The organism is Marinobacterium maritimum (assembly GCF_039523155.1).
Taxonomy (GTDB): domain Bacteria; phylum Pseudomonadota; class Gammaproteobacteria; order Pseudomonadales; family Balneatricaceae; genus Marinobacterium; species Marinobacterium maritimum.
This window is the reverse complement of record NZ_BAAAET010000002.1, coordinates 690,195-714,587: the sequence shown is the minus strand read 5'-3', so window position 1 is coordinate 714,587 and position 24,393 is coordinate 690,195. Positions and strand designations below refer to the sequence as shown.

Annotated in this window: 19 protein-coding genes; 11 read left to right on the top strand and 8 right to left on the bottom strand. The window is 59.0% G+C overall.

From position 1 onward, the window contains the following. Positions 1-6: 6 nt before the first annotated feature. The 3 genes from ABD013_RS09655 to ABD013_RS09645 are packed head-to-tail and all read right to left on the bottom strand — an operon-like array spanning position 7 to position 2,769. Positions 7-1,071, bottom strand: a complete 1,065-nt coding sequence (locus tag ABD013_RS09655; RefSeq protein ID WP_343805269.1) for a 4-oxalomesaconate tautomerase — start codon at positions 1,069-1,071, stop codon at positions 7-9. Next, positions 1,064-1,741 (bottom strand): 4-carboxy-4-hydroxy-2-oxoadipate aldolase/oxaloacetate decarboxylase, encoded by a 678-nt coding sequence (locus tag ABD013_RS09650; protein WP_343805267.1) that lies wholly within the window; start codon positions 1,739-1,741, stop codon positions 1,064-1,066. Before ABD013_RS09650 ends, ABD013_RS09655 begins: the two co-directional genes overlap by 8 nt. A gap of 14 nt (positions 1,742-1,755) precedes the next feature. Then, positions 1,756-2,769, bottom strand: coding sequence for an amidohydrolase family protein (locus ABD013_RS09645; RefSeq protein WP_343805265.1), 1,014 nt, complete (start codon positions 2,767-2,769; stop codon positions 1,756-1,758). A 145-nt stretch (positions 2,770-2,914) separates the two neighbouring features. Between ABD013_RS09645 and ABD013_RS09640 the strand changes: the two genes are divergently transcribed. From ABD013_RS09640 to ABD013_RS09625, 4 genes are all read left to right on the top strand, one after another. After that, the gene (locus ABD013_RS09640; RefSeq protein ID WP_343805263.1) at positions 2,915-4,135 is read left to right on the top strand and encodes a LysR family transcriptional regulator; all 1,221 of its coding nucleotides are present in this window, start codon (positions 2,915-2,917) and stop codon (positions 4,133-4,135) included. 161 nt (positions 4,136-4,296) lie between these two features. Continuing rightward, the gene (locus ABD013_RS09635; protein ID WP_343805261.1) at positions 4,297-5,250 is read left to right on the top strand and encodes a Gfo/Idh/MocA family oxidoreductase; all 954 of its coding nucleotides are present in this window, start codon (positions 4,297-4,299) and stop codon (positions 5,248-5,250) included. A 60-nt stretch (positions 5,251-5,310) separates the two neighbouring features. After that, positions 5,311-6,306 carry an aldo/keto reductase gene (locus ABD013_RS09630; protein WP_343805259.1) on the top strand — a complete coding sequence of 332 codons (996 nt, stop codon included), beginning with the start codon at positions 5,311-5,313 and terminating at the stop codon, positions 6,304-6,306. A 111-nt stretch (positions 6,307-6,417) separates the two neighbouring features. Next, entirely contained in the window at positions 6,418-7,323 is a 906-nt protein-coding gene (locus ABD013_RS09625; protein ID WP_343805257.1) for a helix-turn-helix domain-containing protein, read from the top strand. A 10-nt stretch (positions 7,324-7,333) separates the two neighbouring features. Here ABD013_RS09625 and ABD013_RS09620 read toward each other — a convergent pair whose 3' ends face one another. After that, entirely contained in the window at positions 7,334-9,106 is a 1,773-nt protein-coding gene (locus ABD013_RS09620; RefSeq protein ID WP_343805256.1) for a sigma 54-interacting transcriptional regulator, read from the bottom strand. Positions 9,107-9,425: 319 nt separating this feature from the next. Here ABD013_RS09620 and ABD013_RS09615 point away from each other — a divergent pair, with 319 nt between their 5' ends. The 6 genes from ABD013_RS09615 to ABD013_RS09590 all read left to right on the top strand — a co-directional run bounded on the left by ABD013_RS09615 (position 9,426) and on the right by ABD013_RS09590 (position 15,947). Further along, positions 9,426-10,901: an aldehyde dehydrogenase family protein gene (locus ABD013_RS09615; RefSeq protein ID WP_343805254.1), complete on the top strand. Its 1,476-nt coding sequence runs from the start codon at positions 9,426-9,428 to the stop codon at positions 10,899-10,901. A gap of 31 nt (positions 10,902-10,932) precedes the next feature. After that, positions 10,933-11,247 (top strand): c-type cytochrome, encoded by a 315-nt coding sequence (locus tag ABD013_RS09610; protein ID WP_343805252.1) that lies wholly within the window; start codon positions 10,933-10,935, stop codon positions 11,245-11,247. Positions 11,248-11,252: 5 nt separating this feature from the next. Continuing rightward, positions 11,253-11,927, top strand: coding sequence for a hypothetical protein (locus ABD013_RS09605; RefSeq protein WP_343805250.1), 675 nt, complete (start codon positions 11,253-11,255; stop codon positions 11,925-11,927). A gap of 4 nt (positions 11,928-11,931) precedes the next feature. Further along, on the top strand, positions 11,932-13,497 hold the full coding sequence (locus ABD013_RS09600) for an FAD-binding oxidoreductase (protein ID WP_343805248.1): 1,566 nt from the start codon (positions 11,932-11,934) through the stop codon (positions 13,495-13,497). Between the two features lie 334 nt (positions 13,498-13,831). Next, positions 13,832-15,043, top strand: coding sequence for a 4-hydroxybenzoate 3-monooxygenase (gene pobA, locus ABD013_RS09595; protein WP_343805791.1), 1,212 nt, complete (start codon positions 13,832-13,834; stop codon positions 15,041-15,043). Positions 15,044-15,134: 91 nt separating this feature from the next. Continuing rightward, entirely contained in the window at positions 15,135-15,947 is an 813-nt protein-coding gene (locus ABD013_RS09590; protein ID WP_343805246.1) for a SphA family protein, read from the top strand. A 66-nt stretch (positions 15,948-16,013) separates the two neighbouring features. Here the strand turns inward: ABD013_RS09590 and ABD013_RS09585 are convergent, their stop codons facing one another. Genes ABD013_RS09585 through ABD013_RS09570 form a run of 4 tightly spaced genes read right to left on the bottom strand, consistent with a single transcriptional unit; the run spans position 16,014 to position 22,549 of the window. Then, a complete protein-coding gene (locus ABD013_RS09585; protein ID WP_343805243.1) occupies positions 16,014-17,330 on the bottom strand; it encodes a DUF1329 domain-containing protein in 1,317 nt (438 codons plus the stop codon). A gap of 30 nt (positions 17,331-17,360) precedes the next feature. After that, positions 17,361-19,013, bottom strand: a complete 1,653-nt coding sequence (locus ABD013_RS09580; RefSeq protein WP_343805241.1) for a DUF1302 family protein — start codon at positions 19,011-19,013, stop codon at positions 17,361-17,363. 20 nt (positions 19,014-19,033) lie between these two features. Further along, positions 19,034-21,508 (bottom strand): efflux RND transporter permease subunit, encoded by a 2,475-nt coding sequence (locus ABD013_RS09575; RefSeq protein ID WP_343805239.1) that lies wholly within the window; start codon positions 21,506-21,508, stop codon positions 19,034-19,036. A 21-nt stretch (positions 21,509-21,529) separates the two neighbouring features. Beyond that, positions 21,530-22,549, bottom strand: coding sequence for a WD40/YVTN/BNR-like repeat-containing protein (locus ABD013_RS09570; RefSeq protein WP_343805237.1), 1,020 nt, complete (start codon positions 22,547-22,549; stop codon positions 21,530-21,532). 516 nt (positions 22,550-23,065) lie between these two features. Between ABD013_RS09570 and ABD013_RS09565 the strand changes: the two genes are divergently transcribed. Continuing rightward, positions 23,066-24,319 carry a YeeE/YedE family protein gene (locus ABD013_RS09565; protein ID WP_343805235.1) on the top strand — a complete coding sequence of 418 codons (1,254 nt, stop codon included), beginning with the start codon at positions 23,066-23,068 and terminating at the stop codon, positions 24,317-24,319. Positions 24,320-24,393 lie beyond the last annotated feature (74 nt).

The following is a 24,393-nucleotide window of genomic DNA, read 5'->3' as shown; positions in this document are numbered from 1 at the left end:
GTTGAATCAGTTGTTATGGCTGAACACTTCGCCGTCAAACAGCTTGCGTGCCGTTCTGAGGATGGCGGCAGAGGTCACCTGACCTTCGGCGTCCATATCCAGTATCACACTCATTTCGCCGATCGGATGCTCGACCGACAGTGTCTTGCGTTCGCCGGCCGGAATCTCGGCCACCGCCGCCGCAGGCGAACCGGGCAGAACCGCGGCCGTGGCCACGCTGACCGCGCCCAGCACGCCGATGGAGGCGTGGCAACGATGCGGGATAAAGGTACGGGTCGACAGGGCACCGCCGTTGGTTGCCTGGCAGACCATACTCATCTTCGGCACCGATTTTTCGCTGACATCACCGAGGTTCATCAGCGGTCCGGCTTTTAGTCGGATCGATTCCAGCTTCTCACGTAGCGCGGTATTGGCCTCAAGCGCCTCGCGGGACTCGGTGCCGGTGATGCCCATGTCTTCGGCACGCATCACCACAACCGGCATGCCGTTATCGATCAGGGTCACCTCGACACCATCGATGTTGTCGACCGTGTTACCGGTGGGCAGCAGCGCACCGCAGCTGGAACCGGCGGTATCCTCGAAGGTGATCGGCAGCGCCGCAGAACTGCCGGGCACGCCGTCGATACGGGCGTCGCCCACATAGCTGACCTTGCCTTCAGGGGTACTCACGCGGGCACGGGCGATCTGGCCAGTATTCTCCATGAAGATACGTACTTCCGTCTCGCCATCCTGTGCCGCCACCAGACCGCGCTCGATGGCGAAGGGACCAACACCGGCGAGGATGTTGCCGCAGTTCTGCGCACCCGTCACGATCGCCTGATCGACGAATACCTGCAGGAACAGGTAGTCCACATCGGCATCCTCGCGACTGGACCGCTTGACCACCGCGACCTTGGAGGTCAGCGGGTCGGCACCGCCCATGCCGTCGATCTGGCGCGGGTCGGGCGAACCCATGACCCGCAGCAGCAAGGCGTCGCGCTCGGCGGTATCGGCAGGCAGGTCGGACGCGAGGAAGTACCCCCCTTTGGAGGTACCGCCACGCATCCACATGCAGCGAACGCCATCAGACATACTTCAGGCCCTTCTCGGCCAGGCGCGGACGCATGTTATAGATGTCCAGACCCAGCTCGCCGTTGGCCATGCGCACGCGCTTGGACTCTTCCAGCTCCATACGCTTGCGCGCCAGTTCCAGCACCTCGGCCGCCTTTTCGCGACGCACGACCACAACACCGTCATCATCGGCCACGATCACGTCGCCCGGGTTGACCAGCTCATCGGCGCAGACCAGCGGCACGTTGACCGAGCCCAGCGTCTCCTTGATGGTGCCTTCGGCAAAGACGGCCCTGGACCAGACCGGGAAGTTCATCTGGCGCAGGTCGCGGGTGTCACGAACGCCACCGTCGATGATCAGGCCGACTACGCCGCGCGCCTGGGCGGAGGTTGCCAGCAGATCACCGAAGAAGCCGTGCAGCGACGGTGAAGTCGGTGCAAACACCATCATGTCCCCCTTCTGACACTGCTCGATCGCCACGTGCATCATCCAGTTGTCGCCGGCGGCGCCGGAGATGGTCACTGCGGAACCTGCCACGGCCACGTCCTGCTGAATCGGGCGCATGTAGTGCGCCAGCAGACCGACACGGCCCTGGGCTTCATGGATAGTAGCCACGCCACATTCAGCCAGGCCGTCGATGACCGCCTGATCGGCACGTTCGATATTCTGAACGACAATATTTTCTCTCATGATCGACTCCTGTCTCAGGCCGGAATTTGCAAACGACTGAACACGCGACGGCTGTTGTGTTCGAAGATCTCCTGCTTCTGCTCGGCCGTCAGCGCCGCGTTACCGTCGATGTAACGCTTGGTGTCATCGAAGTAGTGACCGGTTTCCGGGTCGATACCGCGCACGGCGCCGATCATCTCGGAGGCGAACAGGATGTTCTTGGTCGGCACGATATCCAGCAGCAGATCGATGCCGCGCTGGTGGTACACGCAGGTATCGAAGTAGATGTTGTTCAGTACTCGCTCTTCCAGATCGAAGCCCTGGTCCAGTGCCATGCCACGGAAACGGCCCCAGTGGTAGGGAACGGCACCGCCGCCATGCGGGATGATGATCTTCAGCTCAGGGAAGTCCTTGAACACGTCAGACATCATCAGCTGCTGGAAGCCGGTGGTGTCGGCGCCCAGGTAGTGAGAGCCTGTCGTGTGGAAGCAGTCATTGCACGCCGCGCTGACGTGAACCATCGCCGGGATATCGTACTCGACCATCTTTTCGTAGATCGGGTAGAAGGAACGATCCGCCAGAGAAGAGCCGTTCCAGTGACCACCGCTGGGATCAGGGTTCAGGTTGATGCCGATGAAACCCATCTCTTCGACGGTACGCACGATTTCCGGTACAGACTTGGCCGGATCAACACCCGGAGACTGCGGCAGCTGTGCCACCGGCGCAAAGTTTTTCGGGAACAGATCGCAAACACGGCGGATCAGGTCGTTCTGGTGCTCGGTCCAGAACTGACTGGTGTGCTCGTTACCGATGTGATGGCCCATCCAGCTGGCACGCGGCGAGAAGATGGTCAGGTCGGTACCACGCTCCTGCTGCAGGCGCAGCTGGTTCTTCTCGATGGTTTCACGGATCTCGTCATCACTGATGATGATCTGACCCTTCTCACCGACAAACTTGGGGTCCTTGGCAACAGCTTCTTTCTGTTTCTCGCGGTACTCACCTACCTGCGGCGGCGTAGTGGTGTAGTGACCATGGCAATCGATAATCATCTCAGGCACCTTCAATAGCGTTATGTGGCTGAATCAAGTGCGCCTAGTATTCGCATGCACCCCGGAACTGGCTATTTCAATTTGGCCGCAATACTATTGATTTTTGAGAATACACCATCCATAACTCGCCATACCCGGAGTCGTCATGCAGTTTGCCATGCCCAATCTGAGACACCTGAGGGTGTTTATGGAAGTCGCCAAGTGCCGCAGCATCAGCAAGGCAGCCCCGCGGGTATTTCTGTCCCAACCGGCCATTACCCAGGCGATAGGAAAACTGGAAACACTGCTTGAGACAGAGCTGTTCGAACGTCACTCCAACGGCATGTTTCCGACCCCGTCCGGCGAGGCCTGGTACAACCGTGTCTGCCGCTGCATGGACCATCTGGAGCGCGGCATCAGGGCCGCCCTGAAGAGCAGTCACAGCCAGAACGGCAGCCCGTCCAGCCTGCTGCCACTATTGACCACCACTCAGTTGCGCGCACTGATTGCGGTCACCGAGAGCCACAGTTTCAGCGTCGCCAGCCGCAGCCTGGAGCTTTCGCAATCTTCACTGCACCGGGCCGCACGCGAACTCGAACATCAACTTGGTATCACATTATTCGAAAAGGCCCGCACTGGTATCACACCGACCCGAGCCGCCGAGACACTCACGCGGGCAGCCAAACTGGGTTTTTCCGAGATCGAACAGGGCTACAACGAGATCAGCGCGCTGCAGTTTCGCGAGGTCGGCCGGATCGTCATCGGCAGCATGCCGCTGGCACGTACCTCCATCCTGCCCGAGGTGATCAACCGCTTCAGCCTGGCCCATCCCGATATCGGTATCAACGTGGTCGACGCCCCCTATAACGGCCTGTTACTCCGTCTGCGTAGCGGTGATCTGGACATGCTGGTAGGCGCCCTGCGCTTCCCGGCGCCCGCGGATGACATCATCCAGGAGGAGCTGCTGTCGCCACCGCTGGCGATTGTCGGTCGCAAGGACCACCCGTTGCGCCGCGCCCCCCCGCTGACGCTGGAAGACCTGGCCCGGTGCAGCTGGGTTGTGCCCCGCAAGGGAACGCCGACACGGGCATTTTTCGACACCCTGTTCAGCGACCGCGGCGTCACGCCGCCGACCCGCCTGGTCGAGACCAGTTCACAAATACTTATTCGTGAACTGCTCAGTGGCAGCGATCGCCTGACGCTGATCTCCCCCCACCAGATCGAGCATGAACTGCGCCAGGGCATTCTCAGCGTCATCCCCTATGCGCTTAGCCACACACGACGGCCTGTTGGCATCACATTGCGCCGCGACTGGCAGCCAACCCCCACCCAAAGCCACTTTCTCAAAATGCTCAAGGAGACAGCATCACGCTACGCTGACATCTAACCGTAAAACATCCTTTTGCAAAAAATGAATACCTCAACAGGTTATTCAATTACTCAGCCTTCAGCCTGAGTGATAGATTTCCGGTACAAATTGAACGAGCCGATGTGGCAAGCTGCCCCAGGCCGATCGAATCCGTGGATTCAGTATCAGGAGAAAAACGCATGAGACTTTGTGTAGCGGGCGCAAGCGGCGCCTTTGGCATGAAACACATGGACGCCATCGAAGCGATCGACGGCGCTACCGTCACGTCCGTGGTGGGCACCAGGATCGATGTTATCCGTCAGTTTGCCGAGGAGCGAAACGTCCCCCACTACACCACTGACCTGGCGGAAGCCCTGGCCCGTGACGACGTGGATGCCGTAATCCTGGCAACCCCGACACAGATGCACGCCTCCCAGGCGATCCAGTGCCTGGAAGCCGGCAAGCATGTGATGGTTGAAATCCCGATGGCCGACAACATCGAAGATTCACGCAAGCTGGTCGAAGTTCAGCAGAAGACCGGCCTGGTTGCCATGGCCGGCCACACCCGTCGCTTCAACCCGAGCCACCAGTGGATCCATAACAAGATCCAGGCCGGCGAGCTGAAGATCCAGCAGATGGATGTGCAGACCTATTTCTTCCGTCGCACCAACACCAATGCCAAGGGTCAGGCCCGTTCCTGGACCGACCACCTGCTGTGGCACCACGCCTGCCACACCGTTGACCTGTTCCAGTACCAGACCGGCGAAGCCGCTACCAAGGTACAGGCAATGGAAGGTCCGCACCATCCGGACCTGGGTATCGCCATGGACATGAGCATCGGCATGAAGACCGGCAGCGGCGCACTCTGCACCCTGTCCCTGTCGTTCAACAACGATGGCCCCTTCGGCACCTTCTTCCGCTACATCTGCGATAACGGCACCTACATTGCCCGCTATGATGACCTGTACGACGGCAACGAAAACAAGATCGACCTGACCGGCGTTGCAGTGTCCAACAACGGTATCGAGCTGCAGGATCGCGAATTCATCGCCGCCATCCGGGAAGGCCGCGAGCCCAACTCCAGCGTTGCCCAGTGCCTGCCGGCCATGGAAACCCTGCACCAGCTGGAGCAGTGCCTGGAAGCCGACCGCTAACAGACGGCCGGCCCCGCCGCCGGCCATGAAGTGTCATTGAGTCAAGAAAAGGGGAACCCCATGAGCGCCACGTTGAGCAACCACTTCAACCAGCCCGGCATCGGTCTGGGCTGCATGAACCTGTCACACGCCTACGGCACACCACTGTCGGAAGAGGATGCGATCCGTGCGTTGCAACAGGCGTTCGACATGGGCTATCGCCATTTCGACACCGCGACCCTTTATGGCGGCGGCCGCAACGAAACCGTGGTTGGCAAGGCCCTGAAGGAACAGCGCCAGACGCTGTTCCTGGCCAGCAAGTGCGGCATGGCAATCAATCCCGAGCGCGGCGTGAAAGAGATCGACGGCCGCCCCGAGACCCTGCGCGCCCAGTGCGAAGCCAGCCTGCGCCGCCTGCAGACCGACCACATCGATCTCTACTATCTGCACCGCCTCGATCCCAACACGCCGATCGAGGACAGCGTCGGCGCCCTGGCCGAGCTGGTACGTGAAGGCAAGATCGGCGCCATCGGCCTGTCCGAAGTATCCGCCGCCACGCTGAAACGCGCCCAGGCCGTCCACCCGATCGCCGCGCTGCAGACCGAATACTCGCTCTGGTCCCGCAATGCCGAAATTGCGGTCCTGGATGCCTGCCGCGACAGCGGCACCGCGTTCGTGGCGTTCAGCCCGCTGGCCCGCGGCTTCCTGACCAACACCCTGCTGGACGTGACCGGCCTGGTGGAGAAGGATATCCGCAACAACATGCCGCGTTTCCACCAGGACAACTACCAGCAGAACATCAAACTGCTGGACGGCTATATCACCATCGCCAACGAAGTCGGCTGCACCCCGGCCCAGCTGGCACTGGCCTGGGTCAAATCGAAAGGCGACTTCATCGTGCCGATCCCCGGCACCCGCTCGGTTGAGCACATGCAGGAAAACCTGGCAGCAGCGCCTCTGCAACTGACAACCGATACAGTTGCCCGACTGGATGCGCTGATCAACCAGGACAGCGTTCATGGCACACGCTACAACGCCGCCCAGCAGGCAGAGATCGACACTGAGGAGTTTGCCTGAGGCTTCCCGAGCCCTAACCGATACACCGGTGTTGTTCTGACGCCGGTGTGCTCATCAGGCCCAACCGCCTCCCGCACAGCATAACCACCCATAATCTGGAGAGCAGATAACATGAACCTTCGGCACCAGACTCGGTCGCCGGGCATCTCTACCTACGCGCTCTACAAGGAAGAACCCTCACGACAGGACCCGGAATTCTTTCATATCGAGGATATCAAGAGCCGCGCCCGATTGTTCGACTGGACCATCAATGTGCACAGCCACCCGCAGATGTATCAGGTGATTTTCGTGCGCCAGGGCCAGGTACGCGTACACCTCAATGGCCAGGAGCAGGAGCTGAGCGGTCCCTGCCTGTTTACCCTGCCCCCCGGGGTGGTACATGGCTTTGCCTTTGAAAGAGATGTTACCAAGGGATATGTCATCACTCTGTCACGGCTATTGCTGCTTGACGAACGCTTCCAGCGCAACTTCCCGTTCCACAATGAGCTGATGCAGTCGGTGCAGACCATCCCCCTGGACAAGTACCCGGAGGACCTGTCCTTTATCAATCAGCTGACAGACGAGCTGGCACAGGAATATCAGGACAACGCCGCCGGCAAGCAGCAGTTGTTCGAATGGCTGCTCTACTCTTTGCTGATCAAAATGGGCCGACTGGTCAGCGCCAGCGGACAGGCACCGGCCGAGGACCGGTACTCGATTCGTTATCGCAAACTGTGTGAACTGATCGAACAGCACTACCGCGAGCACCAGCCCTGTCAGTTCTATGCCGATGCGCTCTGCACCACCCCGATCGGACTCAACCGCGCCTGCCAGGCGGTGGCGGGCAAGAGTGTCGGCGAGCTGCTGCAGGACCGCCTGGCGCTGGAGGCCCAACGGATGCTGATCTATTCAACAGCCCCCGTTGCCGTCATCGCCTACGACCTGGGTTTCTCGGATCCCGCCTATTTCTCTCGCTTCTTCAAGCGCAGGGCCGGCGCCTCCCCCAGCACCTTCCGTGAGCACCGGGATCAGGGCTAAGCCAAGCAGGCTACTTGCGATCCTTGAGCCGGTAGCTGAGCTGCGCCCGGGTCATGCCCAGCATCTGCGCTGCCGCGGTCACATTGCCGTCGCAGCGCGCCATGGCCGCCGTAATCAGCAGGTCTTCCACCTCGCCCAGCGAGGTCTCCAGCACTTCATTACGGCCACTGACAAAATCCCTCAAGCGGGACAGCGGATCATCGGTTGGCGCCGGCAAGGCTGGCGACTCAATCGGCCCTTCCGCAAGCTGATCGCCCTGCACCTTCCCGGCCTGGTCCCAGCTGTTCAGGCGCTCGGTTTCGCCACCCAGTGACAGGTGGGTAAAGTCCAGGGTGTCGCCATCTTCTGCGATGATCACGCCACGCTCGATCAGATTCTGTAGTTCACGGATATTGCCCGGGAAACGGTAGGCCAGCAGGGTGTTGACCAGGCGCGTGGTGAAACCGGTGAGGTGCCGGTTATAACGCTTGCAGTAATGATCCAGAAAATAGCTCATCAGCAGCGGCAGGTCTTCACGCCGCTCACGCAGCGGCGGCAAGCTGATCGGGAACACATTGAGCCGATAGAAGAGATCTTCACGGAAATTGCCGGCTTCCACCTCGGCGCGCAGATCCAGGTTGGTCGCCGCCACGATGCGCACATCCACCTGAATCGTCCGGGTGCCACCCAGACGCTCCAGCTCCCCCTCCTGCAACACACGCAGGATCTTGCCCTGGGCCGACAGACTCAAGGTCGCGATTTCGTCCAGAAACAGGGTGCCGCCATGAGCGCGCTCAAAGCGTCCGGTGCGCGACTTGTCGGCACCGGTAAAAGCCCCCTTCTCGACACCGAACAGTTCAGCCTCAACCAGGCTTTCCGGCAAGGTCGCGCAGTTCAGTGATACCAGCGGCCCGGCATGACGCTGGCTTTGCTCGTGCAGGCTTTTGGCGAACAGCTCCTTGCCAACGCCGGACTCACCGGTCAACAGCACCGTCGCTTCGGTTGGGGCCACTTTTGACAACAGCCGCGTCGCCGCCAGAAAGGCCGGCGAGCCACCCACCATCAGGCTCTGTTTGCCGCTCTCTTCCTGCTCGGTGCGGGCAAAAATGCTGTCCACCCCGTTGAACAGATCCTGCTCACCGTCTTCCCAGAGTTCGGCAGGCTTGCCGACGATGCGGCAGTGATCATGACCACAGGCCTTGCACTCCATTTCACGGTAGACCACGCTGCGCCCCAGCAAAGCTGATGCATAGCCACTGGCATAGCCGATCTGCATCCAGCAGGCCGCCTCGCTGCTGACACCGTAGCGCGCCAGATGCTCACTGGCCTCGAGCGAGTTATGCCAGAGAAACTCGCCCTGGAACTGGCCACGGGCGTTGTCGATTTCGATCTGGACTACTTCGACATCGACCATCCCTTTCAGCTTGTGCAACCGGGGACCGGCCGAGAACAAACTGGCACCGTCTCCGTTGGGCCAGAGTTCGCTGACCCGGGCAGCGTCCCGCGCGCCCGCCTGCCAGCCCACGCGCATCAGCAACTGGCGCGCCTGCTGATAGCCCAGCTTGTCGATCAGCTCACGGCGGATATTGCCGAACACTTCGGCCTGCATGAACATGATCCGCTGACCTGCCAGCCAAATATTGCCATCGTTGCTATCGAAGCTGAGGCTGTCCGCCAGGTCTTCGGCCGACGGCGTACCCTCACTGTTGAACTGGAAACGCCGATCGACGAGAAACTTCTTGTTGCGCTCGCGGAAGCGAGCGATGAACTCCGCCTCCAGCATCTTATCGCGATCATTACCCATAATAATTGTGCTTCACGACTGCATAATTTTATTAATGAAATTGTAACAGCTCACAGAATTCTATGAGTTTTATTACCCCCTCCTTTCGTCTAATACGACGCCACAGCCTTTTCAAAATGGAGCAATCAGACATTATAAAAAGTTGGCACGCTTATTGTATAAGCGATAACCGGATTTTATTACATCCTAATTAAAAGTTGTTGTTCGCTCAGCACAAACAACCTGTGTAAATGAAAATCGGATGGCCACTGGCGCTGTTCATGAACAGACACTCGGGGCTGCACACCCCGTAATGGCCTTCGGAAACTGAGAGAAAACGATGAATAAAACACCCAACGCCTATAACAACCTGGAATTGCAGCCGCTCGCAGGTGAGTGGCGCACAGGCAGCGGAGAACGCTCGCTTGTCGTCACCAACCCCTACAACGGTGACACCCTGCTGGAAATGCAGATGGCCAACCGTGATGACCTTCACGCTGCGTTCGACGCTGCAGAACAGGCTCAGGCCGAATGGGCCGCGATGGCACCTGCCGCGCGAGCCGAGGTGATGATGAACGCGGTGCGCATCTTTGATGAGCGCCAGGAAGAGATCGTCAGCTGGCTGATTCGTGAATCCGGCAGCACCCGCCTGAAAGCCAACATCGAGTGGGGCGCCGCCCGTGCCATCACTCTGGAAGCGGCCAGCATGCCCAGCCGCGTTCACGGACGCATCCTGGAATCCAATGTGCCGGGCAAGGAAAGCCGCGCCTACCGCAAGCCGCTGGGCGTCGTCGGCATCATCAGCCCGTGGAACTTCCCGCTGCACCTGACACAGCGTTCCCTGGCCCCAGCACTGGCGCTGGGCAACGCCGTGGTGATCAAGCCGGCCAGCGATACCCCGGTTACCGGCGGCCTGCTGCTGGCACGCATCTTCGAGGAAGCTGGCCTGCCGGCGGGACTGCTGAGCGTGGTCGTCGGCCCCGGCTCCGAGATCGGTGATGCCTTCGTCGAACACCCGGCTCCGGCGCTGATCTCCTTCACCGGTTCAACCGAGGTGGGTCGCAACATCGGCCGTATCGCCAGCGGTGGCGATCACCTCAAGCACGTGGCACTGGAGCTGGGCGGCAACAGCCCCTTCGTCGTCCTGGCCGACGCCGATCTCGAACAGGCGGTCAATGCCGCTGTTTTCGGCAAGTTCCTGCACAACGGCCAGATCTGCATGGCGATCAACCGCATCATCGTTGAAGCCCCGGTTTACGACCAGTTCTGCGAGCGCTTCGCCGAGCGCGTACGCCAGCTGAACTGCGGCGATCCGGACCTGATGGAAACCGCAGTAGGCCCTGTCGCCAGCGCTCGCCAGCTGGAAGGTCTGCTGGAGAAGATCGCCATCGCCAAAGCCGAAGGCGCCAAGGTACTGGTGTCCGGTGAAGCCCAGGGCAACGTCCTGCCGCCGCACGTCTTCGCCGATGTAAATGCCGACATGGAGATCGCGCGCGAAGAGATCTTCGGCCCGCTGGTCGGTATCCAGTGTGCCCAGGACGCCGAGCACGCCCTGACACTGGCCAACATGAGCACCTACGGCCTGTCCAGCGCCGTGTTCACCGGCAGCCTGGAGCGCGGCGTACAGTTCGCGCAGCGCATCAAGGCCGGCATGACCCACATTAACGATATACCGGTCAACGACGAGCCGAATGCTCCCTTCGGCGGCGAGAAGAACTCCGGTGTCGGCCGCTTCAACGGCGACTGGGCCATCGATGAGTTCACGACCGACCACTGGATCACGGTGCAGCACACCCCGCGTCCGTATCCGTTCTGAGCTAGAGAAAGAAATCACAATGACAACAATCATGAAACGACAGTTCATGCGCCCCGTCATGCTGGGAGCCGCCCTCACCCTGAGCTCGGGCCTGGCGCAGGCGGGCGACCAGAGCCCCTGGCAAAGTGGTGAGCAGGTGTATGCCAAGGTATGTGGTCACTGCCACGAGGCCGGCATCGGCCCCACCATCAAGGGCCGCAACCTGCCCCCCAGCTACATCACGGCTATCGTGCGTCACGGCTTCCGCGCCATGCCGGCGTTCCGCTCCTCCTTCATCGATGACCAGGCGCTGAAATCCGTGGCCGAGTACATCAGCACCAGCCCGGCCACTCAGGGCAAGGAGTAAGCGTGATGAATCCGAAACGCCGTTCCTTTCTGAAAGGCGCTCTGGCTTCGAGTGCTGGCGGTCTCGTACTGGGCAGTTCCGGCCTGGCTCAGGCCGCGATGGGCCTGAACGCCGGTGGCCTGCCGACTCTGGTTCTGGCCAGCGATGCGGCCGTTGAAGCCAGCTTCGCGGCTGGTGTAAAGGCCGCTCTGCCGAGCAGCACTGAAATGACCCTGCTGCGCACCGACCGCATCAGCCCGTTTACTGCCGTCAGTGAAGCGCTGCAGAACAAGCGCCCGATGCGCCTGGTCGGCCTGGTCGACGACGCATCAGGCGAACTGATCACCGCCATGGCACGCCGTGCCGGCGCCCGCATGACCTGGCTGGGCCAACATGCCGCCGATGCACGCCAGACTCGTCACCAGGTGCTCAGCGGGCAGACAGCCATGGGCAGCGCCCTGGCGCTGGGCGAGCAACTGCAGCAGGATGCCGCCGGCTTCCGCTTCAAGGCGGAACAGCCGTTCGCCAAAAAAGGCGCGCTGGAGCTCTCGGCCGCACGCGCCGGTGCCGCTTCCGGTCACTGGGCGGCGCACCTGGGCCACGCCCTGGTACTGCCGAACGCCCCCGTTGATGCCGCCTACCTGCCGGCCCAAAGCAAGCGCCTCGAAGGTCGCTTTGTTTCTTTCGTAATCGAGGTTTGAAGCCATGAGTCAGCAAACCAATGCTGTTCTGCCCAAGGGCGTAGCCGCCAGCGACTTTGAAGCGGCCGTCAACAAGTTCCGCGCCCTGCTGGGCGACGAGAACGTGCTGGTCAAGAGTGACCAACTGACCCCGTACACCAAGATCATGATGCCGGGTGATGTCGAGCACAACACGCCGTCAGCCGCCGTGACCGCCACCAGCGTCGAGCAGGTGCAGGGCGTCGTCAAGATCTGTAACGAGTACAAGATCCCGGTCTGGACCATCTCCACCGGCAACAACTTCGGTTACGGCAGCGCCGCACCGGGCCAGCGCGGCCAGGTGGTGCTGGATCTTAAAAAGATGAACAAGATCATCCACATCGATGCAGAGCTGGGTACTGCTCTGGTCGAGCCGGGCGTGACCTACCAGCAGCTGTACGACTACCTCGAAGAGAACAACATCCCGCTGATGCTGTCCTTCTCAGCGCCGTCTGCCATCGCCGGCCCGCTGGGCAACACCATGGACCGCGGCGTAGGCTACACCCCCTACGGCGAGCACTTCCTGATGCAGTGTGGCATGGAGCTGGTACTGGCCAACGGTGACATCTACCGCACCGGCATGGGTGGCGTCGAAGGCGACAACGCCTGGCAGGTCTTCAAGTGGGGTTACGGCCCGACGCTGGACGGCATGTTCACCCAGGCCAACTACGGTATCTGCACCAAGCTGGGCTTCTGGCTGATGCCGAAACCGCCGGTATCCATGCCGCTTGAAATCAAGTTCGAGGATGAGACCGATATCGCCGAGATCGTCGAATTCATCCGTCCGCTGCGTATCGCTCAGGTGATCCCGAACGCCGTCGTCATTGCCGGCGTGATCTGGGAAGCCGCCACCTGCAACACCCGTCGTTCCGACTACATCACCGAGCCGGGCGCGACACCTGATCACATTCTGAAGAAGATTCAGAAGGATAAGGATCTGGGCGCCTGGAACGTTTACGCCTGCCTGTACGGTACGCCGGAACAGGTCGAAGTAAACCTGAATATCGTCAAGGGCGCGCTGAAGCAGCTCGGCAAGGGGCGACTGGTCACCGAAGAAGAAGCCGGCGGTACTCAGCCCTTCGACTACCGCGCCAAACTGATGACCGGCGTGCCTAACCTGCAGGAATTTGGCCTGTACAACTGGCGTGGCGGTGGCGGCTCCATGTGGTTCGCGCCGGTGAGCCAGGCTCGCGGCAGCGAGTGTGACAAGCAGTACGCACTGGCCAAGGACATCCTCAACAAGCACGGCCTGGACTATGTTGGCGAGTTCATCGTTGGCTGGCGTGACATGCACCACGTCATCGACGTGCTCTATGACCGTACCAACGACGAGGAGCGCGCCCGCGCCGAGGCCTGCTTCAACGAGCTGCTGGACGAGTTCGAGAAACGCGGTTACGCGGTGTACCGCGTCAACACCCAGTTCCAGGACCGCGTGGCCCAGAGTTACGGCACTACCAAGCGCCGTGTCGAGCATGCCATCAAGCGTGCTCTGGACCCGAACAACATCCTGGCTCCAGGCAAGTCCGGCATCGATCTGAATAACGATTTCTGATCTGTTCGAATAATACCCAAAGAGGCGCCTGAAAAGGTGCCTCTTTTATAGCTTATGGTTCTGTTTTAAATGAGCCAGGATTTGTGCTGCCTGTCGTAAATATCACTTTTAAATTACGCGAGCATATAGAAGTGCAATTTAAACCTGACTATTTTTGCACACTTGGAAACTTGCATCTTTAAATGCTTGTACATTTCAAACACCCAGAGTGTTTTAAATGTACAAGTCAGCGTCTGTATTTTCCATTCAAGCCACTCTCTTGATGCTGAATCATAAGCGTGATCTCACTCTTTCTGATTGCACTTAAATTTTTAAAGAGAACACTATGAAAACAATTCAAACACAGGTTGCCATCATCGGTGCGGGCCCGTCCGGTTTGCTGCTGGGTCAGCTACTGGCGCGCAAGGGCATCAGCAATATCATTCTGGAGCGCCAGACCGGTGAGTACGTACTGGGCCGCATTCGTGCCGGCATCCTTGAACAGGGATTTGCCGATCTGGTACGTGAAGCCGGTGTTGCCGAACGTATGGATGCTGAAGGCCACGTACACGAAGGCGTCGAGCTGGTGGTCAATGGTGATCGCACGCGCATCGACCTGAAAGAGCTGACCGGTGGCGACGTGGTGGTCTGCTACGGCCAGGTCGAGATCACTCAGGATCTGATGGAAGCTCGTCAGGCCGCCAAGCTGGAAACCTACTACGAAGCCGATAAGGTACAGCCGCACGACGTCAAGAGCGAAAAGCCTTACGTTACCTTCGAGCACAAGGGTGAAGAATACCGCCTGGACTGCGATTTCATCGCCGGCTGTGACGGTTTCCACGGCGTTTCCCGTCAGACCATCCCGGAAGATGTCCGTACCGAATTCGAACGTGTTTACCCGTTCGGCTGGCTGGGCATGCTGGCCGATACCCCGCCCTGCCACGAAGAACTGATCTACGCCAAGAGCGAACGCGGTTTCGCCCTGGCCAGCCAGCGCTCCTCCACCCGTTCGCGCTACTACCTGCAGGTACCGCTGACCGACAATGTGGAAGACTGGTCTGATGAGGCCTTCTGGGACGAGCTGAAGAAGCGCCTGCCAGCCGAGATTGCCGAAAAAGTGGTTACCGGCCCGAGCCTGGAAAAGAGCATCGCCCCGCTGCGCTCTTTCGTCTGCGAGCCGATGCAGTACGGCAACCTGTTCCTTGTTGGTGATGCCGCTCACATCGTGCCGCCGACCGGTGCCAAGGGTCTGAACCTGGCTGCATCCGACGTGGCCACCCTGTACAAGATCATGACCCGTGTATACGAAACCGGCGACCGCCGCTACATCGAGCAGTACTCCGACATCGCCCTGCGCCGTGTCTGGAACGGTGAGCGCTTCAGCTGGTGGATGACCAACATGATGCACGACTTCGGCGAAGAGGTGAGCAACGGTGGTATCGACGCCCAGATGTTCGGCCGCTTCATGAAGTCCGAGTTCAATTACTACCTGAACTCCGAAAACGGTCGCAAGGTGATCGCCGAACAGTACGTCGGCCTGCCCTACGAAGACCTGAAAGAATATTGATCGACCGCCCCCATCGATCTCTACAGACCGCGCTCCTTTCGGGGGGCGCGTTTTTTTGTGTCAATCCAACAAGCAACAACAGAAAACACCGATGAAAAAAACAGTTCTTGCCTCCACACTGGCAGCCCTGCTGCCGTTGACCGCCACCGCTGGCCACTACACCCCGGGCGTAGAAGCGATGCGCGCCGCCATCGTTCCCGGCCCAGGCGTCTATTACAAGGGTTATGCCGTTCATTACAGTGCTGATGAACTGAGCGGCGTGCCCGGTAACAATGAAGTACAGGTGAATGCCCTCGCCAACCGCCTGATCTGGGTCACCAATAACAAGGTTCTGGGCGGCGACCTGACCTTCGAAACCATCATTCCGGTGGTGCACACCGACCTGGAGATCCCGGCCGCGGGCGTAGACAGCGACGAATGGGGTATCGGTGATATCTTCTTCGGCACCGTTCTGGGCTGGCACGGCGAGCGCTGGGATGCCGTCGGTGGCGTGGGTGTCTGGACCGAAACCGGTGAAGACGACGAACCGGCTGACCCGGGCCTGGGCTACACCGAAACCATGTTTACCCTGGGCGGAAACGTTTATCTGAACGACGCCAAGAATATTGCCTTCAGCGCCCTGTCACGCTACTCCATCGCGGATGACGACAGCATCGAAGACGAACTCCTGATCGAATGGGGCCTGAGCAAACAGCTGCCCAGTGGCCTGGAGCTGGGCCTGGTCGGCTATGACCGCTGGCAGGTTGAAGGCGGCGATAAGCAGAAACACGGCATCGGTGCGTCCTTGGGCTATTTCTGGCCGCAGATCATGACCGGTCTGAACGTAGCCACGTACAACGAGTACGACGCCGATGAAGACTTCGAAGGCTACCAGCTGCGCGCCACACTGACCAAGGTCTTCTGATTATCCATAACCGAAAAAGCCCGGGACAATGCCCGGGCAAAAAGAGCTGATGAGGGGAGTTACGGATCAGCGGCCAGAAGCTCGCATGTTCTGCACGCTGAACTTGTCCACCGGGCTTAATTCAGGATCGACGATCCCCTTGAACTGCCCCGTGGTGCAATGGTTGGCCTGGATATCGATCATGGTGAAGGAGTCATCGATCGATACACCAGTACCCTTGTTCACCGGCAGGTGGTGATCCGGATGGGTCTGACCGATAGTCCAGCTCTTCCACATGTCTCCCTTGCGGTCATAGGTGATGTTGCGCGGGATGATGAAGGTCTGGGCATCCATGTAGTGCTGGCGCTTGCTGATCGGATGGTTCGGATCGACCGGCTCTGACTCAACCACATACACCTTACGCAGCTGCCAGGTAATTTCCGGGAAACAGCCGCCCTTGCCACCAAAGGCAATCACCTGATAACCATCGTCATCTTGGTGGGTTTCGGTATCCAGCACCATGTCGTTGTGGTTGTACATCGGCATCAGCAGGTTCTTGGTGCCCTTGTAGGTCCACTTCATGTCACTGATACGACCGTTATAACCCTCGAAGTCCTCGATCATCACATCGGTGCCGAGGAAGGCGTCGGTGGTCTGACCGGTAGACAGTCGGCGCACGCGGCGCTGGAAGCCCAGATACAGGTAAGCGTTATCCAGCTTGGTATCATCTTCGAAACGGTGAATCAGCAGCTGGGTATTTTTCACGTCGAACGGCTCCAGCACCTGCACATAGATACCACGGAACAGTTCAGACGGGTTTGGCGTGATCTCAGGATAGGGCTCCTGAGAGGTGCGATGGGTGAAGTTCAGGAAGTGGAAGTTCATCTTGATGGTACGTTCCTTGTTCCCGGACTCCATGTCACGCATGGTCCAGTAGAACGGCGTGATCGCTGCGGAATCGCCCCAGTTGTAGCCATACTTGTAGTTCCAGGCCAGTTTCTCCCCGGCACGCGGATCGTCCAGTGACGGCTCGGCCGGGAACGGACGGCCCGCAACTGTGTCGGACAGCTCACCATGCCCTTCACCCAGCTGCACATCGGCGGAGTACTTACGAGTCGCCTCGATATAGCTTGGGTGCAGCGCAAAGTCAGTGGTCTCACCGACTTTAACCTCGGTATCACCGTTCTTGACGAACATGTACATCGCCGGATCGAGCACATCCTTGAACTGCTCGACGTTGCTCTGGTTGATGACCATACCCGCCTTCAGTCCCTCAAAGCTGGGCGCTCCATCGGCATAGGGGAAGAAGGATTCCTGGATAATCTCTTCGGAAACCTCGGCCGCCTGAGCACCGGAAGCCAACGTCAGAGCGATGGCGGCGGACAGCAGTGTTTTCTTCAGCATAATTGTGTTCCTTATTATCGAGTCCGGTTATCAGAAGCTGTAACGCACGGTCAGCTGGAGTTCGTCTTCGTCGTTGGCGACACCGATAGGTCCGTTGGTGAAGCGGGCCAGCGGTTCATACTGGGCCGAGGGATCGCCGAAAGCGGAAGCCACGCTCCACGGGAAACGCTCGTCACCACCGGTCTTGATATTCAGCCCCAGGTTAAACATCCAGTGGTTGTCCGGTGACCAGGAGATACTGGGTGCATAGACAGTCGACTGGGCGGCAAAGTCATGGGCCATGATGATCTGCGGGCTCAGACGGTTGTTCATGTACCAACCCTTGAACAACAGAGTGGCGATCCAGTTGTCCTCGTCATTAGGCATATCGGCTTCATGGTCGAGGATGTGCTCACCAAACAGCTGAGCAGACAGCAGGAAGGCGCTGCGGGTACCCAGCTCGGGAATAATGATGTTTTTGTCGAAGCCGACTACATAACGCAGCATGTCGGTTTCCTTGTGCCCGTTGAGGTCACGCGGCAGCTCTTCACCCTCGGTGTACGCCAGCTCCAGACGCCAGATCGCATCCATGTTCATGGAGTAGTAGTCGATGGAGCCGCCCAGCAGGTTCACCCGCGGGAACTTGATGTCGAACACGCCATCGGCAGCCGGTACCGGAGCACCCGGTGCCAGAGGGCGGAAGTGCAGCGACGGCAACTGCTGGCGGTACGTCAAGGCATTAACCGAGAAGGTCGCATCACCGTAGACCCCTTCCCACTTCATGCCCAACTGGGTATTGGCCAGGCTCCAGCTGGGTTCTTCTACATCATGAATAATCGGTACCGGCTGGCTGTAGGGGCCACCGGGGATCAGCTGCAGGTTGGCCGATGAAGAGAAGAAGCAGCCCGCATCCAGGATGCGATAGGACTGACCACAGGTACCCAGATTATTGGGACGGAACTTGTCGAAGTTCCACACCATAGACAGGTTGGAATCATCGAAAACGCTGTTTGGCCCCATGCGCCATTCGGCGGTCAGCATCCACTGCGGGATACGGATATCCTCCAGCTCGTCATAGATGTTGTGGCGGGAATAGTCCACCGGGTTGATCACGTCCAGTACACGGAACAGGTCGGTCTTGCCCCAGATTACCTGCTGCTTGCCCAGTCGGACTGACAGGATATCGCCGTTATTCAGCTCCTTGTCGGCGCTGATATAGAGTTCACGGATAAAGTCCAGCTGATCATTGAACTCGGGGAATTTGGCATCGTTTTCGTCGTGATCCATGTACCCATCGAGGTTGCCACAGAGGGTCGGATCGTTTTCACAGGGGAAGGAGACGCCGGGAGTCAGAATAGCGGTTGAGAGATCCTGTCCGTGCCAGTTTTCGCCCAGATAGGCGTGGCGAGAATCCTTGCCAAATTCGTCATCATTGAGGTCGTAGACACCATCATAGGTACCGCGCAGCACACCGTTGAGCTGTACTGAGCGGAAGGTGTCGGACTGGAACTTGGTTTCAAACTCCGCCTGTGCCGTGTTGCGGAACTTGGAAATTCCGACGCCATCACGGTAGTAGGTGGCGTTCTCGACGAATCCGGCCCAGGTGGTTTCAGCCGCCGCGGCCGGCAGGGCAAGTCCCGTGCCCAATGCCGCTGCTACGCCGAGAGCGAGATGGGAGAATGTCGTTGTTATTGTTTTCGACATGTGTGTTGGCCTCTTGTGGTTTAAGCCTTGGTTGTCATGACAAGGGAAGCCTCGACTTCCTTTTCCTGATTACTCTGTTTTTCCGGTACGGCGTCCGCCTCGGTATCGGCGTGGATCACACCGTCCTCGTCGGCATAGGCCTTGCAAATGAACTGGGGTTTGAATACCAGCACCCAGCTGGGCACCAGCAGCATGGCGGCCGCGCCATTGAGCACCACCATCACGATCAGCAACAGCGCCGCTTCCGCCTGGAAGCGCAGGTCGGACAGCACCACCCACATGACGATGCCAGCGATCAGGGTGATGGCGGTAAAACTGACCGCCAGTCCGGTGGTGCGAATGGCACGACGCACGGCGGCATGCAGATCACCCAGCACCACCATCTCGGAGCGGATGCGGTCCATCATGTAGATCGAGTAGTCGATACCGATACCCACGCCCACGGCGATAATCGGCACAGTATTGGAATTGATGCCCATGCCGCTCAGCCCCATGTAGGCGTAGGTCAGCGTGGTGGCAAACAGCATGGCGCCGAACATCATCGTGCCGGCCATGATTGAGGTGTAGAAGAAGGTAACCATGGCGAAGATCAGCAGGAACACCAGCGGCAGCACCCAGAGGTTGGTCTCGAACGCCGCTTCATTCTGGGATGCAATCACGCCAATGGTGCCGCCGGCCAGACGGATGGTGAGTCCTTCCACCTTGCCCTCGTTGTCGGCGATCCACTGTTTGGCGGTGTGGATGGCGCGACGCAGGGTCTCCCCTTTGTGGTCCTTGTAATAGAACACCAGGTTGGCCACACGTTCGTCACTGTCGACGAACTCCTTCAATGCCCCCGGAATCGGATTGGACATCATGTAGGTAAACATCAGGCCACCCGCATAAAGGGGGTCATCCGGGATCTGCGCCCAGCGCGGATCGTTGTTATGCAGCAGGCGGTTAACCTGCTTGACCAGATCCGGAATGCCCTTGGCACCACCGACACCCGGATCGAGCAGCATATGGCGTTCCAGATCCGCCAGCGCCTTGAGCACTTCGGGACGCTTGATACCGCCTTTTTCATCCGTTTCGGCGACGATATACATCTCCTCGGAGCCCGGGAAACTATCGTTGATCGCCTTGGAGGAGCGGTTGTAGTCGTGATCCTGATACAGGATCGGCGAGCCCGGCTCGGATTCACCAATGACCACGTGTGAAGAGAAATAGAAGCCACCACAGAGCAGTACCGCCGCGATGGCCAGCGCTCTCTTCGCCGCCTTTTCACCACTGATCAGATCAGCACAGAAGTAGCCCACATTGCGGAACAGGTTATGCTTGATGCCGGTATTTTTCGGCTTGGGCAATACCGACAGCAGCAGTGGCACCGCCAGGAGTACGGTAATGATGATGCTCAGCGCCCAGATCGAGGCGTAGTGCGCCAGCTTGGTGTTGAGCGGAATGGAACCGATGGCGATCAGCAGGAGACCGATGGCGTCGGATACGACCCCCAGGCTGCCAGGACGGAACAGGCTCTCGAAGGTCAGTCGCGCGGCCTGGTGGTGATTATCATGGGTATTCAGCTCCAGATAGTAGCGCTCTACCAGCTGGATACCGTGCGACATGGCGCGAGCCGAGATCAGGAAGGGAATCACCAGGCTCAGCGGGTCCAGGTTGTAGCCGAACATCGAGATGATGCCGATGCCCCAGATCGAGGAGACGATCACCCCCGCCAGCGGGATAAAGATGCCGTAAGCCTTGCGGAAGTAGAACACCAGCAGCGCCAGCATGATCAGTGCGGTGAACAGGAAGATCTCGATGATCTGATCCAGATACTGGTAGGCCCAGCCCACCAGCATTGGCTGACCTGTGACGTGGATCTTCACGCCATTGGCCGCTTCCTGCTCACGCATCTGCTGGATGTGTTCGTAGGTCGCGGCGTAGTCGAGCTTGCCTTCAATCAGCTGAGCCTTGACCAGCGCCATGTGCAGGTCCGGGCTCACCAGCGGCCCCAGCACACGTGGGTCGGCGCCCACATCCTTGCGCAGCTGGTCCAGCTGGGCCGCATCCAGATCGGTGTGCTCCGGGTTGTAATAGGGTTCGGAGTTGACGTTACCCTCCGGGGTCAGCCACACCTTGCGCGAGTTGCGGTGGGTGACGCTGGTCACCAGGTTGTGATCGACGCCGGGCAGGGAGTCCACCGACTGGGTGATCCGGTGAATGCGCGCCAAGGCTTCGTTGTCGAAGATATCGTGTTCGGTGAACTCAACGCCGACAATGATAACGTTGGCCCCGCCGAACGATTCCTTGATGTCGTTATGCAGTTCGATGTAGGGATGCGTCTGCGGCAGCAGATCAGCAAAGTCCGAATACATCTTCACGCCGGGGATCTGGAAAGCAAACCAGATCGTCGCCAGCAGAATCAGTGACAGGATGGTTTTGGGATAGTTGAACAGCTTCTGATCGAGGCTGTGCAACCAGTGAGTTGCCTTGTGGGCACTGGCAGATCGTTTATCCATGATAGAACCGTCGCGTTGTTATTATTGTATGGGCAGTGACATCAGCGTGCCGGCCCCGCCGGCGACAAGCAGTTCACCATTGGCCTGCCCGACCGCTGAACGCAGCCAGACCGGCATGGCCGGGGTCTCGACCTGACTCCAGTGGTTGTCGCTTCGAGTCAGTAAAGTGCCGTTCTCGCCCAGCGCGAACAGACCAGCATCGGTCTCGGCAATGCCGTAGAGCGGCGCCACCACTGGTGTGCTCTCAGCCTGCCAGCTCAGACCCGCATCACGGGTATGCAGCACCATGCCATCCAGGCCCACTACCCAGCCGCTTTCACGGGAGCTGAAATGGGCAGCCTGGGGATAGAAGTCGTTGGGGATGTAGTCGAGGGTCTCCCAGTTCCGGCCGCCATCATCCGTGCGCGCTACCAGACCGAATTCGCCGGTAGCATAGGCGGTCTGATCATTAAGGAACTGGATTGAGGTGATCATGGCATCTTCATTGAGACTGGTCTCGGACCAGCTCTCACCGCCATCTCTGCTGACCACCAACGTGGAGAAGCTGCCCACCGCCCAGTAGCTGCCATCGGAAGCGCACTCGGCATCAAGCAAATTTTCCGGCGTCGGCAGATCCGATTTGTGCCACTGCTGGCCTCGGGCATCAGCCATCCAGAGCTGGCGCTCGAAACTCAGGGCAATCAGTGAGCCATCAGGACAGGCTTCCACATCAATCAGGTTGGGCGCACCCTCCAGTATCTGTCGCTGCCAGGATGCTCCCGAGCCCTGGCGGGTCAAGACGAGACCATCATTTCCGACAGCAATCTGGAGCTTTTCCGTCGCAGCCAGCGCCTGAATTTGATCGGTTCGGCGAATGGATTTATTGAGCTCCTGATCGACACCGGTCAGGTTCAGCGGTGCTTCGCACGCGGTCAGGAGAAATGCACAACCGCCCAGAGCCACCGCCTGCAACAGACGGTTGGTTTCCCGAGCGAGATTCTGTTGAGACAGGCGTGCGACTACACGGCTGCCAACATGGGTTTCTGCTTCTGGTTTCATCATTTGTTGTTCTTCTGGATGAATGGGCACGAATGTTCGGCTTCATCCAGATAGAGCAACAGCTGTGCCAGAATTAATAAACACCCCTGAAAAATGCGTGATTTATTTACAAAACAATGGGTTAACCAAAGACACAACAGGCAGCAAGCATACAGATTCCGTGAACACCTGCGCAGTTCATCAAATCAGGTTAATCAAATAATCAAAGACTCCATAGGGAATTGCGCAAATCGTTAATAGCTCCGCACGGCGATATGCTTTTTTTATAAAATGGCCGGCAGTTGACCGACCAGGACCGGCAGCGCTGGCTTCTTTGTACCCCTCCCGGAGAACGGCCACGTGGCCGGCAACTTTCTCCAATATGTATTCATCTATGCCGCACCCTGGTTATTTGCTTATTACATATTAGTCTTTACACAATATTGATCCATATCTGAAAAGAATTAGCATTGCCATCCTCCATTGGGCTTGATCTCCTCCTGATACCAGCCCGGTTGTTTTACCCTAGCGGAACACCCCATGAACAAAGTTGAAAATCTGAGCGGATTTCTGCTCCTTACCCTTATTCTGAGCGTCGGTGGTCTGGCACTGCAGCCCGATATTTTTTTCCGCCTGCTGATCGGCCTCGGCCTGGGCTACGCCCTGACTCGCGCCGCGCTGGGCTTTGCCGGCAGCGTTAACCGGGCCTACCGTGCCGGTTCCACCAAGCTGATGCGTGGTCTGATGCTGATGTTCACGGCTACTGCCGTCGCCAGCACTGCGTTTCTGTACAACCAGAACCCCAGGGACCTGGATCTCTGGGTCAACCCGATCAACGCTGGCCTGATCCTGGGTGGCTTGCTGTTTGGGTTCGGCATGTCCTTCGCCAGCTGCTGCGCGTCTGGCGTACTGACCTATTTCTCCAGTAACCTGACCCGCCCGGCGCTAATCCTGACCTGCTTTGGCGCGGGTGTGTTCCTCGGCTTCCCACTGCAGGCTACCCAGCCGTGGATCACCGATACCCTGGTCTCCACCCAGACCTACGCCAACCAGGGTGTTTACCTGCCGGACCTGTTCCCGAATGACCCGATGAAGGGATATTTCGGCGCTATTCTACTGACCGCGTTCCTGGCCGCCATCGTCAGCTGGCTGGCACACCGCTATGAGCAGCGCCGCCGTCGTAACGACACCTATATCGGAGTCGCCGCCGAGAAGGCACAGGAAGAACAACCCTCATACAACCTGGGCCAGCATCCCTTCTTCAGCCGCCAGACCTATGAAGCCCTGTTTGTATCCCGCTGGTCGATGACCACTGGCATCGCCGTGATCGTAGTGCTGTTTACTCTGCTGATGGGGGTGACCGGTGCCGGCTGGGGCGCGTCTTCCCCATTCGGCTTCTGGTTTGGCCGCCTGCTGATCGCCTTCGGTGCCGATCCGGCTGCCATCGCCGAGTTCACTCACCGCCCGGTACAGGTATTCACCATGCCGTTCTTCAGCCATCCAGTGAACGTACAGAACCTCGGCATCATGCTGGGCTCAGTGGTGTCTCTGCTGCTGGCCGGCCGTTTCTTCAGTGGCATGTCGAAAATGCGTTTGGGCCTGAAGGAAGCGGTACTGCTGATCATTGCAGGTCTGGCGATGGGGCTGGGAACCCGCTTTGCCAACGGCTGCAATGTGGGTGCCCTGTTCACCCCGATCGCCAACTTCTCGCTGTCCGGCTGGATCTTCCTGGTGTTCATGGTGGCCGGTGGCATCATCGGCAACCTCTCCGGCAAGCGCCTGCAGCAGGCGTAACCGCACGATTGCAAAATCGGCGCTTGAAAAACGGGCGCCGCACCCACATGATCTGTAATACCTATTACAGATCA